This is a genomic window from Nocardia sp. NPDC004340 (assembly GCF_053602575.1).
Genome location: NZ_JBSGDW010000007.1, coordinates 24,554 through 37,012 on the forward strand (window position 1 = coordinate 24,554; position 12,459 = coordinate 37,012).

At 67.6% G+C, this 12,459-nt stretch carries 10 protein-coding genes and 1 tRNA gene; 7 read left to right on the plus strand and 4 right to left on the minus strand.

Annotated elements, in window-relative coordinates:
• Positions 1 to 51: 51 nt before the first annotated feature.
• Together ACWEOI_RS25535 and ACWEOI_RS25540 are read left to right on the plus strand one after the other, a co-directional pair.
• Positions 52 to 2,097 (plus strand): ATP-binding protein, encoded by a 2,046-nt coding sequence (locus ACWEOI_RS25535; protein ID WP_379347923.1) that lies wholly within the window; start codon positions 52 to 54, stop codon positions 2,095 to 2,097.
• A 375-nt stretch (positions 2,098 to 2,472) separates the two neighbouring features.
• Entirely contained in the window at positions 2,473 to 2,691 is a 219-nt protein-coding gene (locus ACWEOI_RS25540; RefSeq protein ID WP_452361250.1) for a cold-shock protein, read from the plus strand.
• Positions 2,692 to 2,928: 237 nt separating this feature from the next.
• On the opposite strand, the gene ACWEOI_RS25545 is transcribed toward ACWEOI_RS25540, so the two are convergent.
• Both ACWEOI_RS25545 and ACWEOI_RS25550 read right to left on the minus strand, forming a co-directional pair.
• Positions 2,929 to 3,381, minus strand: a complete 453-nt coding sequence (locus ACWEOI_RS25545; RefSeq protein WP_452361251.1) for a hypothetical protein — start codon at positions 3,379 to 3,381, stop codon at positions 2,929 to 2,931.
• Positions 3,382 to 3,544: 163 nt separating this feature from the next.
• Positions 3,545 to 4,348 carry a nucleotidyltransferase domain-containing protein gene (locus ACWEOI_RS25550; protein WP_452361252.1) on the minus strand — a complete coding sequence of 268 codons (804 nt, stop codon included), beginning with the start codon at positions 4,346 to 4,348 and terminating at the stop codon, positions 3,545 to 3,547.
• 735 nt (positions 4,349 to 5,083) lie between these two features.
• On the opposite strand from ACWEOI_RS25550, the gene serA reads away from it, so the two are divergent.
• Positions 5,084 to 6,682, plus strand: a complete 1,599-nt coding sequence (gene serA / locus ACWEOI_RS25555; protein WP_433671921.1) for a phosphoglycerate dehydrogenase — start codon at positions 5,084 to 5,086, stop codon at positions 6,680 to 6,682.
• 82 nt (positions 6,683 to 6,764) lie between these two features.
• Here serA and ACWEOI_RS25560 read toward each other — a convergent pair whose 3' ends face one another.
• The gene (locus tag ACWEOI_RS25560) at positions 6,765 to 6,998 is read right to left on the minus strand and encodes a hypothetical protein (protein WP_404205294.1); all 234 of its coding nucleotides are present in this window, start codon (positions 6,996 to 6,998) and stop codon (positions 6,765 to 6,767) included.
• Between the two features lie 181 nt (positions 6,999 to 7,179).
• Between ACWEOI_RS25560 and ACWEOI_RS25565 the strand changes: the two genes are divergently transcribed.
• Positions 7,180 to 8,187, plus strand: a complete 1,008-nt coding sequence (locus tag ACWEOI_RS25565; RefSeq protein WP_379277562.1) for a 3-isopropylmalate dehydrogenase — start codon at positions 7,180 to 7,182, stop codon at positions 8,185 to 8,187.
• Between the two features lie 227 nt (positions 8,188 to 8,414).
• On the opposite strand, the gene ACWEOI_RS25570 is transcribed toward ACWEOI_RS25565, so the two are convergent.
• A complete protein-coding gene (locus tag ACWEOI_RS25570) occupies positions 8,415 to 9,593 on the minus strand; it encodes an MFS transporter (protein WP_433671922.1) in 1,179 nt (392 codons plus the stop codon).
• 326 nt (positions 9,594 to 9,919) lie between these two features.
• On the opposite strand from ACWEOI_RS25570, the gene ACWEOI_RS25575 reads away from it, so the two are divergent.
• From ACWEOI_RS25575 to ACWEOI_RS25585, 3 genes are all read left to right on the plus strand, one after another.
• Positions 9,920 to 10,693 (plus strand): fumarylacetoacetate hydrolase family protein, encoded by a 774-nt coding sequence (locus tag ACWEOI_RS25575; RefSeq protein ID WP_452361253.1) that lies wholly within the window; start codon positions 9,920 to 9,922, stop codon positions 10,691 to 10,693.
• Between the two features lie 13 nt (positions 10,694 to 10,706).
• Positions 10,707 to 12,173, plus strand: coding sequence for a glutamate--tRNA ligase (gltX, locus tag ACWEOI_RS25580; protein WP_433671924.1), 1,467 nt, complete (start codon positions 10,707 to 10,709; stop codon positions 12,171 to 12,173).
• 159 nt (positions 12,174 to 12,332) lie between these two features.
• A tRNA-Gln gene (locus tag ACWEOI_RS25585) sits at positions 12,333 to 12,404 on the plus strand.
• The last annotated feature ends 55 nt before the right edge of the window (positions 12,405 to 12,459 follow it).

A 12,459-nucleotide genomic window follows, 5' to 3' on the forward strand; every position in this document is an offset into this window, starting at 1 on the left:
ATTCAGAGGTAGCTGAACGGCGGCTGCCCCGAGGGCAATTGGGGGCCCACCATGTACAACGACGTGCATGTGGCCGCGCAGGATCGCGAAGACCGCAAATACACGATGCGCATCAGCCGGCTGGCGATCGACAAACTCGGCATCCGGCTCTACGACCGGGTCTCGGCGGTGCTGGCCGAACTGATCGCCAATTCCTACGACGCGGACGCCACCGAGGTCGAGGTGGTGCTGCCGTGGGGTGCGATGCTGGCCGGAACCATCAGGGCCGCAGACGAACCCGCGTACGAGATCGTGGTGTCCGACAACGGGCACGGCATGACGGCCGCCGAGATCAACGAGCACTATCTGCTGGTCGGATCGGATCGGCGGGTCCGGACCGGCTCGGACCTGTCGCGGGAGCGGCGGCGTCCGGTGATGGGGCGCAAGGGTATCGGGAAGCTCGCCGCCTTCGGCATCTGCCGCACCATCGAGGTGATCACCGCCGGCAGCCGCGACGCCGACCGAACCCCGCTGGGCTGGACCGTCTCCCATATCGTCATGGACCTCGACGACATGCTCTCCGACACCGAGAGCGACTACTTCCCGCGCCCCGGCGCCCTGGACGGCACGTACACCGCCAAACGTGGCACCACCATCATCCTGCGCGATTTCTTTCGCAAAAGGGTGAATTCGGGGACCGAGCTGAACCGTCAGCTGGCCGCGCGGTTCGGCATCGAGCGCACCGACTGGCGGGTGGAGGTGCGCAACGCGATCGGCCGGGAGAGCTTCGTGCTCAGCCGGTTGCCGATCGACGTGATCGAGGAGACCCGCATCGACGTCAGCCGCGTCCCGGTGCGATTCGGGCGGCAGTACCTGCCCGTCACCGGCTGGATCGCCTACTCGAAACAGCCCTACCGCGACGAGGCCATGGCCGGGGTGCGCATCTACGCGCGCGGCAAGATCGTCGCGCAGACCCGGGATTTCGGCATCTCCTCCGGATTCACCGGCGAATTCAAACTGCGCTCCTACCTGGTCGGCGCGATCGAGGTGGACTGGCTCGACGATGACGACGACCTGGTTCGCTCCGACCGCCAGGACATCATCTGGAACTCCCCGCGCGGCGAGGCCCTCGCCCAGTGGGGTCAGGCCCTGATCAAGGAGATCGGCCGGCTCGGCGAGAAGTCCATTCGCCGCCGCGTCTGGGAGGAGTTCGTGGAACGCTCCCGCATCCACGAGACCCTCGACGCCATCGCCCCCGGCGACCGCCTGTTCCGCGAGTCTGTGCTCGATGCCGCGCGAATCCTGGTGGCGCACAAGGATCGAGCCTCGCTCGACGATCCCGCGCACCTGCAGAACATGCTGCGGCTGGCACTGTCGCTGGGCCCGCAGCGCAGCCTGCTCGACACCCTAAAGGAGATCGCCGAGGACGCCGACCCCGAATTGGACGTGGTGGTAGCGCTGTTCGAGCGGGCCCGGGTGGCCGAGATCTATTCGCTGGGCCAGATCGCCAGTGAGCGGGTCGCGGTGGTGGATCGGCTACGCTCGCTCATCGACGACCGCCGCTCCCTGGAACGGCCTTTCCAGGAGCTGATCGAATCCGCGCCCTGGCTGCTGGCGCCGGAATGGACCCCGCTGGGCATGAACGAATCTCTCAAACGCGTGCGCGCCAGCTTCGAACGCTGGTACGCACAGAAATTCGGGGCCCCGCTGCTGACCACCACGATCGGCAGCGAGAAACGCGAACCCGATTTCGTGCTGCTGCACGATTCCGGCGAGCTGTGGATCGTCGAGATCAAGCGCATGGACTACCACCTCACCGACGAGGAGTACAACCGCGCGGTCAACTACCTGTACGAACTCGACCACTTCCTCGACGAGAACCCGCGCATCGGTGCGCAATTCCCGCGCCGGCGGCTCACCTTCATCGTGGACCACATCGACCGGCTCGGGCCCGCGTCGCTGTCCTCCCTGGTCAGCGACCAGCGCGTGGACCGCCGCACCTGGCGCGAGCTGCTCGACGCCACCCTGCGCGCACACCGCGACTTCCTCGAACGGGTTTACGCCATGCGCGTTTCCGAGCCGCCGGGGGACGCGGCCTCGAATACGAGAGCGGGCTGAGCGGCCACCGCGCCGCACCGCCGCACCGGGCCGGATGGGCGCGACTCGGGAGAGGGCGGCGGTGCGAGGTGCGGGAAATGCGGGTGTCCGGGTCGCAGGGAAGGGCCGGCCCGGACACCCGCCCCGGCGTGCCTCGAAACCTGGTGCACGCGTGCGGGTCCGGCGGGCGGACGCGCGCGCAGCGGTTATCGGGGACGGCCGCTGATACGCGGCGGCTCCGTTTCTCGATAACTGTGCAAGGGAGCGCGCGGCGAAGCACAGTCGAATCAGGGCTGGCAGAGCGCGCGACCACCCGCGAAATCCGCGGCCGTGACACCATGGACCGCGGCGCGCGCGGGGACGCGATTTGTCCGGTCGGCTCGAGAAGGTTTGGTAATGGTGCACGGCACGGTGAAGTGGTTCGACAGCGAGAAGGGGTTCGGGTTCCTGACCCCGGACCTCGACGGCCCCGACGTGTTCGTGGAGTACACCGCGCTACCCGGCGCCGGATTCCGGTCACTGGCCGAGGGCCAGCGCGTCGAGTTCGAGGTGCGCGGCTCCAAGCCGGGGCCGGAGGCGGTGGCCGTGCGGGTCATCGCCGGCGCCGACCACTGACGCCCACCCGCACCGGCCGCCGGGACAACACCGGCCGGCCGGTGCGGGTGCTCCGCGGCGGATTCCGTCAGCCGCGCACGTGACGCCGGAAGAAGTCGGCCGAGCGGGCCCGGGCCTACTCGCGCCGGGCCGGATCCACCCTCACGAACTCCAGTGCCGCCCGCTCGAACTCGACCTCGAACGGCAGCGACTCGTGGGAGACCTGGCGGGCGAAGCCGCGCGTGTCCGCCATGGCGATTATGAACTGCCGGTCGGGAACAGGCTCGACAAACTGCAGCCGCCTTGTGCGACAGGGGTGGCAGGCGTGCTGCCAGGCAGGGCTGCCTCGACGTCGACAGCGAGCGTCTTCGTGGACTTACCGTCATCGACCGTGATGACGTGGTGCCCCGCCGTCGCCGGGACCCACTCCACGACTGCGGCGAAGGTTTCGCCCAGTATCGAATTGTAGTGTGCCGCTGACTTTCCGATGCACTGGCCATTGTCATAGAAGGCCATCATCGATTCGGGGTCGGATCCCGCCGTGATGCGGTAGTCGGTTCCGACGTAATAGGTTTGCGCCGGCGTCTCGAATTTTACCCACGTGACGGCGGCGGATGCGGTAGGTGCGGCGCCCGTGACGATGGCGACCGTCGCGGCCAATCCGGTGATGCCACAGCCGATTCGGCGGCCGTGGCGGGTATCTGTGATCATCGTTCTCCTGTTTCGAACCCGAGGTTCCGGGCCAGGAGAAGCTATCGCTCGACCGAAGTGAAACGTATGGATTTCAGCATCTGGGGGTAACCCAATCTGGGGCGGTCACCGCGGACGACATCGCGGCCCCCGGCCGGCCGGGGGCCGCGATGTCCGGAGGATCTCAGTCCCGCACGTGGCGCCGGAAGAACTCGGCTGAGCGGGCCTGCGCCCGCTCCCGCCGGACCGGATCCACCTTCACGAACTCCAGGGCGGCCCGCTCGAACTCGGCCGAGATGAACTCGGCGATCGGTGCGGGCACCTCACCGGAACCCATTTCGCGTGTCCGGGACTTCAATTCCGTCAATTCCTGGACGGACTCCATGAAGTCACTGTTCAGCTCACATTCGCCGAGCAGGGTCGGTAAATGCATCGGGGCGACCGAATTGTCCGGATGTTCGTGTAGCCACCGCAATGCCATTGCGGGACGCAAAGAATAGAACACCTTTTTCAACGAGCGGTTGGAATCGAAGAGACGCCACTGCCGGCGGCCGAGATGCAGGTAGTGGCGAGCCACCCGATCCCGGTCCGCGACCTCGTCCGCCAATGCACGCAATTCGTCCCGGAATCCGCTGTCACCGCGATACGCGATCGGCGACATCAGCCATTCGATGAGCACTGCGTTGCCGTTCACCAGCAGGCGCAGCGCCTTCACGAGATCCCATCCGTTGACATCCAGCAGGCCCACCAAGGGCGTCTCGATGACGTCGCGGCCGGGCCACGGCGTCAGGTAGTCGTCGACCGGCCGGAGGTAGACGAAACGGCAGTCGTAGTCCGAGTCGGGTGACGGAAACCCCCAGGCGCGGCTGCCGCTTTCGATGGCGAGCAGCACGTCGACGCGGTGTTCGCGCACGATCCGGTCCAGTTCGCCGTCGATCGTGGCGACCACCGCCGGGTCCATGGAGGTGGGGATCGAGCGCAGGGTCATGGCAGGCGACGGTAGCGTCCGGGATCGCGCTGGTCCATGCGTTTTTCGCGCGGCGAGCCCCCAGAATTAGGGGCGTGATAGCCGCGTTATATGGCGGGAATTCGACACGCATATGAACGGGACCACAGAATTCCGAGGCTGTGACGCCGGTCACATCGTGTTAATCCCCCGTAACGGGCCGCGAAATCGGCCCGATAGGCTCCACGTCAGAAAGTTCGTACGGATTTCAGAAGAGGTATTTCCATGATCCCCGTTATCATCGACACCGGTTCCGCTGCTCTGAGTGGTCTGCTCGACACCGGTTCGGCCGCTCTGCACGGCATCCTGAACACCCTGTGGACCGGCTCTTTCGGTCGCTAAGGACTACTGACGTCGATTACTCGACTTTCGAAAGCCCGGCCTCGGACTCCGTAGCTCCGAAGCCGGGCTTTCGGCTATCTCGAGTGCCTGTGCGCCGAGACCTGATTCCGCGGTAGTGCGCCCCCGTTGCCGGTGTGACCAGGGGTCTCGCGAGCCCGAACCTGAACGCCTGCCCAGGAATAGCGGCCCGAATCACATCGCCCCAACCGAGCCGTACCGCGCGGCCTGTACCCCGTGAGACCCGCGCGGCCCTCCGGAAACCCGCAGTTCACGGCTTTGATGGCAGTTGCCTACCAGGCGGTAAAGCGCCCCGATTCCCAGCCCACTAAGCTGACGCCCGTAAATCCCGGATCCCTTCCTCAGGAGTAACCCACCGTGAGCCAAGCAGGCCGTCCTGTTGTTCTGATCGCCGACAAGCTCGCCCAGTCGACCGTCGACGCGCTGGGCTCCGGCGTCGAGGTTCGCTGGGTCGACGGCCCGAACCGTCCGGAGCTGCTGGCCGCCGTGCCGGAAGCCGATGCGCTGCTGGTCCGTTCGGCCACCACCGTCGACGCCGAGGTGCTCGAGGCGGGCAAGAACCTCAAGATCGTCGCGCGCGCCGGCGTCGGCCTCGACAATGTCGATGTGCCCGCGGCCACCGAGCGCGGCGTCATGGTCGTCAACGCGCCGACCTCCAACATCCACACCGCCGCCGAGCACGCCGTCTCGCTGCTGCTCTCGGCCGCGCGCCAGATCCCGGCCGCCGACGCCACCCTGCGCGAGCACACCTGGCAGCGCAGCAAGTTCAACGGTGTCGAGATCTTCGGCAAGACCGTCGGCGTCATCGGCCTGGGCCGCATCGGCCAGCTGTTCGCGCAGCGTCTCGCCGCCTTCGAGACCAAGATCGTCGCGTACGACCCCTACACCTCGCCGGCCCGCGCCGCCCAGCTGGGCATCGAGCTGCTGACCCTGGACGAGGTGCTCGAGCGCGCCGACTTCATCTCCATTCACCTGCCCAAGACTCCTGAGACCAAGGGCATGCTGAACAAGGAGACCCTGGCCAAGACCAAGAAGGGCGTCATCATCGTCAACGCCGCCCGTGGCGGTCTGATCGACGAGCAGGCCCTGGCCGACGCCATCCTCTCGGGCCACGTGCGCGGCGCCGGTATCGACGTGTTCGAGACCGAGCCGTCCACCGACAGCCCGCTGTTCGAGCTGCCGCAGGTCGTCGTCACCCCGCACCTGGGCGCCTCCACCGCCGAGGCCCAGGACCGCGCCGGCACCGATGTCGCCAAGTCCGTGCAGCTGGCCCTCGCGGGCGAGTTCGTGCCCGGCGCGGTGAACGTCACCGGTGGCGCGGTCAACGAGATCGTCGCCCCGTGGCTGGACATCGTCCGCAAGCAGGGCGCGCTGCTGGGCGCCCTCGCCGACGAGCTGCCGGTCTCCATCGAGGTCCAGGTGCGCGGCGAGCTGTCCTCGGAAGACGTTGCGGTGTTCGAGCTTTCGGCGCTGCGCGGCGTGTTCTCCGCCCTCATCGAGGACTCGGTCACCTTCGTCAACGCCCCGTCGCTGGCCAAGGAGCGCGGCCTCGAGGCGTCGGTCACCACCCACACCGAGAGCCCGACCCACCGCAGCCTGGTCGACCTGCGCGCCGTGTTCGGCGACGGCCGCACCCTGAACGTGGCCGGCACCCTGACCGAGCCCGCCCAGGTCGAGAAGATCGTCAACATCAACGGCCGCAACTACGACATGCGCGCCGAGGGCCTGAACCTGGCCGTCCTCAACTACGAGGACAAGCCGGGCCAGCTGGGCCGCCTGGCCACCAAGCTCGGCGACGCGGGCATCGACATCCTCGCCGCCCAGCTGACCCAGGACCTGGAGGCCGAGGGCGCCACCGTCGTCCTGCGCGTCAACAAGGACGTCCCGGCCGAGGTGCAGTCCGCCATCGCCGAGGCCGTCGGCGCCGCCAAGGTCGCCCTGGTCAGCCTCGACTAGTCGATCTCGCACAACGCGATCCGGGCCCCCTCCACGGAAAGTGGAGGGGGCCCGGTGCGTTCGGTGGGGTGGGTGACCGCCGTCAGCGGCGACCGCGGGCTTCGACCGCGTCGCGCGCCTCGACCAGACTGGCCGTCGGATCCTGCTCGCGATACGCCTTGATGGCGTGGATCTTCTTGCCGCGCAGCAGATGCTCGTCGATCGCGGTGTAGTCGATGGCGTGGTCGGGATCGTCGATGCCGAGATGCTCGAGGATCAGATCGATCTTGCGTTCCAGCCGGCGGAGTTTGCGCTCGAAGCGGAGATTGTCGAACATCCCCCGACACTACCGGCGCGATCCGCCGATCGAGAGCTCCGCGCGACCGCGTCGATCCCACTGGTTGGGAGCGATTCGCCCTGGTGAAAGGGGTCATGGCGGCACCCGCTATGGTGGCCGGGACTCTCCTGTCAGCGCGGAGAGGACCACCCGCGCGTTATCGAAACGGAGCATGGATTTCATGAAACTCGCTGTCATTCCGGGCGACGGTATCGGCCCCGAGGTCATCGCCGAGGCCCTCAAGGTGCTCGATGTGGTGGTGCCCGGTGTCGAGAAGACCGCATACGACCTGGGAGCCAAGCGGTTCCATGCCACCGGCGAGATCCTCCCGGAGAACGTGATCCCGGAGCTCAAGCAGCACGACGCCATCCTGCTGGGCGCCATCGGCGACCCGTCGGTGCAGTCCGGCCTGCTCGAGCGCGGCCTGCTGCTGCGCACCCGCTTCGAGCTCGACCACCACGTGAACCTGCGTCCCTCGAAGCTGTACCCGGGCGTCACCAGCCCGCTGGCCTCGAACCCGGACATCGACTTCGTGGTCGTGCGTGAGGGCACCGAGGGCCCGTACACCGGCACCGGCGGCGCGATCCGCGTCAACACCCCGCACGAGGTGGCCACCGAGGTCTCGACCAACACCCGCTTCGGCGTCGAGCGCGTGGTCCGCTACGCCTTCGAGACCGCCCGCAAGCGCCGCAAGCACCTGACCCTGGTGCACAAGAACAACGTGCTGGCCTTCGCCGGTTCGCTGTGGTCGCGCACCGTGGCCGAGGTCGGCGCCGAGTACCCGGACATCGAGACCGCCTACCAGCACATCGATGCCGCCACCATCCACATGGTCACCGATCCGGGCCGCTTCGACGTGATCGTCACCGACAACCTGTTCGGCGACATCATCACCGACCTGGCCGCCGCCGTCTCCGGTGGCATCGGCCTGGCCGCCTCGGGCAATATCGACGCCTCGGGCGTCAACCCGTCGATGTTCGAGCCGGTCCACGGTTCGGCCCCCGACATCGCGGGCCAGTCCAAGGCCGACCCGACCGCCGCCATCCTGTCGGTGTCGCTGCTGCTGAACCACCTCGGCAAGACCGAGGAGGCCGCCCGTATCGAGGCCGCCGTCGCCAAGGATCTGGCCTCGCGCTCGGGCGCCGCCTCGACCGTCGAGGTCGGCGACCGGATCGCCGCGTCGCTCTAGGGTTCACGCGCCGCCGATTCACCCCCGAAGCCCCCGTCCCGCGACCGCGGAACGGGGGCTTCGTCGTCGTGCCCGAGCCTCGCCGGAGTGCCATCCTGGAGTGGATTCGGTGAAATGAACTGGGGCAGTGGGGCGTTTCGTCCGGATAGTGAGGCGTATCGCACAAATGCATTCGGATGCGAAAACGTAACGGGCGCAGGTCTTCCTGATTTGCCGCGAATCAGCCGCTACCGGGAACCCCTGGGTACCAACGGGACTGCCGCCAGTGCGATCAGCGCCGTCAGCAGGTAGGTGACCGGAAAACCGGCCGCCGTGATCAGTGCGCCGAAGGCCGGGGCGATCGCGGCCGCCGCCAGGTTCTGGCCCGTGTTCTGGATACCCAGCCCACGACCCGACCAATACGGCCCCGCGATCTCGGCCACCGCCGTGAAGGCCAGGCCATTGTCGGCCACGGTGATGACCGAGGCCGCGATCAGGATCGGGATCGCAGCCCACCACTGCTGCGTCCAGGCCGCTACGGCCAAGGCGGACAGGGAGATTACCGCCGCCACCGCCACCGTGCGCAGCGGCCGCAGACGGCTGCCCACCCGGTCCGACCACACGCCCGCGCCGATCCGCCCGGCCGCGCCCAGGATCTGGGTCACCGTCACCAGCGCGCCCGCCGCGGGCAGCGACAGGCCCACATCGCGGTGCAACCACAGCAGACCGAACGTCCAGATGGTGGCCTGGGGGATGACCAGCAGCACCGACACCACGTGGATGCGCAGCAGCGTGGAGTCCCCGCGGTACGGATTCGCGGGACGCCCTGAGCCCCCGGCGGATTCGGGTCGCGGCGGATCCACAATCCCGACCAGGCAGCCGATCGCGGCCGCGCCCGCCAGTACCGCGGGCACCAGCACCGCCATCGAGAACCCGTGTGCCGCAGCGATGGCCGGGATCGCCAGCGCCCCGATCGCCACGCCCAGCGGCTGCGCGGTCTGCCGGATGCCCATGGCCAGCCCGCGCTGATCGATCGGGAACCAGCCCACGATGACCCGCCCGCTGGCGCCGTTGGTACTGCCCGCGCCCGCCCCGGCCAGGAACAGCAAGGCCCCCAGCGCAACGTAGTTCGAGACGGTGGCGGCGGCCAGGCCGGCCGCGAACATGACCGCCGGACCGGCCACCAGCGCCTTGCGCTCGCCGACCTGATCGACCACCCACCCCCACGCGATCAGCGTGCAGCACAGGCCGACCAGGGGCATGGCCACCAGCAGACCGGCGGTGGCCAGCGCCATTCCGCGCTGGGTCAGGGCCGGCAGCAGGAAGGCGGCGCCGTTCACCATCACGGCGCTGGCGGTCTGGGCGAAGACGCCGAGGCCCAGCATGGTCCACCGTCGTGTCGTGCCCATCTCCGTCACGGTGGTCATGACCTCACCTCGCGTCTCAGTATGTGGAATCAATGTCCTACAGTTTGAACATCGGGTCTTACGGTACACCTGGGGCGCAAGACGATTTCCGGGGCGAGCTGTCTGTTTGCTCACATTCGGGCGCTGATCTCGTGAGTGCCGCGGACCGGTCCGAGATCGCTTGCGTATAAGGGCATTCCACATCCGGCCCGGGGCGGTGCGGGCCGGTATGCCGCACCGGCCCGGGGCCCGCGCGGGCGTCCCCGCCGCCATCGCGCCCCGGCCCGGTCCCGCCCCGCGGTCGGGCGCGTTCGGGCAGGTCGAAGCCGGTCGATAGGATGCCAACCATGCGCCTAGGTCGAGTTGCCAGCCCAGATGGAGTCGCTTTCGTCAGCATCGAAGGGGACGGCTCCGCCGCCGTCGCCCGAGAAATCGCCGAACACCCGTTCGGTACCCCGACCTTCACCGGTCGCAGCTGGCCGCTGGCCGATGTGCGCCTGCTGGCCCCCATCCTGGCCAGCAAGGTGATCTGCATCGGCAAGAACTACGCCGCGCACGCCGAGGAGATGGGCGGCCCGGCCCCGGCCGACCCGGTCATCTTCATGAAGCCCAGCACCTCGATCCAGAGCCCCAACGCCCCGATCATCCTGCCGCCCAGCTCTTCTCAGGTGGACTACGAGGGCGAACTGGCGATCGTGATCGGCCGCCCCTGCAAGGACGTGCCCGCCGCCCGCGCCAACGAGGTCATCCTGGGCTACACCGTCGCCAATGACGTCACCGCCCGTGACCAGCAGCGACACGACGGCCAGTGGACCCGCGCCAAGGGCTACGACACCTTCTGCCCGCTCGGCCCGTGGATCGAGACCGCCCTGGACCCTTCGGATCTGGAGATCGTCACCGAGGTCGACGGCCAGGTCAAGCAGCGCAGTCGCACTTCACTTCTGCTGCACGATATTCCGAAGCTCATCGAGTGGGTCACCACCGTAATGACCTTGCTTCCGGGCGATGTCATCCTCACCGGCACCCCCGAGGGCGTCGGGCCGCTGCAGGACGGTCAGACCGTGTCGGTGACCGTGTCCGGTATCGGCACCCTGTCCAATCCCGTTGCCGCCAAACGCTGAACGAAAGAGAGCCATGTCTGACGTCCGGGTTCGTTTCTGCCCGTCACCCACCGGCACGCCGCACGTGGGTCTGGTCCGCACCGCCCTGTTCAACTGGGCCTTCGCGCGCCACCACGGCGGCACCTTCGTCTTCCGCATCGAAGACACCGACGCCTCACGCGATTCCGAGGAGTCCTACGCCGCCATCCTCGACGCCCTGCGCTGGCTCGGCCTGACCTGGGACGAGGGGCCCGAGGTCGGCGGCCCCTACGCGCCCTACCGGCAGTCGCAGCGGCGCGAGATCCACCTCGACGTGGTGCAGCGCCTGCTGGCCGCGGGGGAGGCCTACGAATCCTTCTCCACTCCAGAGGAAGTCGAGGCCCGCCACAAGGCCGCCGGCCGCGACCCCAAGCTGGGCTACGACAACTTCGACCGTGACCTGACCGACGAGCAGATCGCCGCCCACAAGGCCGAGGGCCGTCCCGCGGTGGTGCGCCTGCGCATGCCCGACCGCGACCTCACCTGGAACGACCTGGTGCGCGGCGAGACCACCTTCCGCGCCGGCGTGGTTCCCGACTTCGCGCTCACCCGCGGTAATGGCGATCCGCTCTATACGCTGGTCAACCCGGTCGACGACGCGATGATGAAGATCACCCACGTGCTGCGCGGCGAGGACCTGCTGTCCTCCACTCCGCGTCAGCTCGCGCTCTACGACTCCCTGAAGCGAATCGGGGTCGCCGAGTTCACCCCGGAGTTCGGGCACCTGCCCTTCGTGATGGGCCAGGGCAACAAGAAGTTGTCCAAGCGCGATCCCGAGTCGAATCTGTTCCATCACCGCGACCGCGGGTTCATTCCGGAGGGTTTGCTGAATTATCTGGCACTGCTCGGCTGGAGCATCGCCGATGATCATGACCTCTTCTCCATGGCGGAGATGGTGGCGGCGTTCGATATTTCGAAGGTGAATTCGAATCCGGCCCGATTCGATCAGAAGAAGGCCGACGCACTCAACGCCGAACATATTCGGATGCTCACTCCCGGTGATTTTGCTCACCGGCTGCGGGAGTACCTCACCGGACAGGGACATATCGGCGCCGAGATCGACGAGAAGCTGTTCGAAACCGCGGCCGATCTCGTTCAGACGCGCATCAAGGTGCTCGGGGATGCCTGGGATCTGCTGAAGTTCCTGTTCATCGCGCCCGCGGACTTCGCGATCGACCCGGCCGCGAAGGAAAAGAATCTCGGCGCCGATGCCGCTCCGGTGCTGCAGGCGACGGTGAAAGCCCTCGAAGGCGTCTCGGAATGGGCCACGGCCCCGCTGGAGACCGCGCTGAATACCGCGCTGATCGAGGAGCTCGAGCTCAAGCCGCGCAAGGCGTTCACCCCCGTGCGCGTCGCGGTGACCGGATCCCACATCAGCCCGCCGCTCTACGAGTCGATGGAACTGCTGGGTCGCGAGGTCACCATGGACCGGTTGCGCGGGGCCCTCGCGGAGATCGGCTGACGCCGGTGTCCCGCCGGGCCTGAGGTAAGCCCGAATTGATACACAAACCGGCCTCTGACCAGCCGGTTTGTGTATCTACCGGGGGATGCTGCTAATCTTCTTCTCGGCCGCAGAGCAGCCAGGAACTTCCTCCGGGGAGATCCTGAAAGCCCAGGTCAATGGGGTATGGTGTAATTGGCAACACAGCTGATTCTGGTTCAGCCATTCTAGGTTCGAGTCCTGGTACCCCAGCTGCGAGAGCTCCGGCTCTCGAATTCGAGAAGGCCGGTGGATTGCCAAATCCGCC

Coding starts and splice junctions, on each gene's coding strand:
- ACWEOI_RS25565 (WP_379277562.1), top strand. CDS start 7,180: ATGAAACTCGCTGTCATTCCGGGCGACGGTATCGGCCCCGAGGTCATC.
- ACWEOI_RS25540 (WP_452361250.1), top strand. CDS start 2,473: ATGGTGCACGGCACGGTGAAGTGGTTCGACAGCGAGAAGGGGTTCGGG.
- ACWEOI_RS25550 (WP_452361252.1), bottom strand. CDS start 4,348: ATGACCCTGCGCTCGATCCCCACCTCCATGGACCCGGCGGTGGTCGCC.
- ACWEOI_RS25545 (WP_452361251.1), bottom strand. CDS start 3,381: ATGATCACAGATACCCGCCACGGCCGCCGAATCGGCTGTGGCATCACC.
- ACWEOI_RS25570 (WP_433671922.1), bottom strand. CDS start 9,593: ATGACCACCGTGACGGAGATGGGCACGACACGACGGTGGACCATGCTG.
- ACWEOI_RS25575 (WP_452361253.1), top strand. CDS start 9,920: ATGCGCCTAGGTCGAGTTGCCAGCCCAGATGGAGTCGCTTTCGTCAGC.
- gltX (WP_433671924.1), top strand. CDS start 10,707: ATGTCTGACGTCCGGGTTCGTTTCTGCCCGTCACCCACCGGCACGCCG.
- ACWEOI_RS25560 (WP_404205294.1), bottom strand. CDS start 6,998: ATGTTCGACAATCTCCGCTTCGAGCGCAAACTCCGCCGGCTGGAACGC.
- ACWEOI_RS25535 (WP_379347923.1), top strand. CDS start 52: ATGTACAACGACGTGCATGTGGCCGCGCAGGATCGCGAAGACCGCAAA.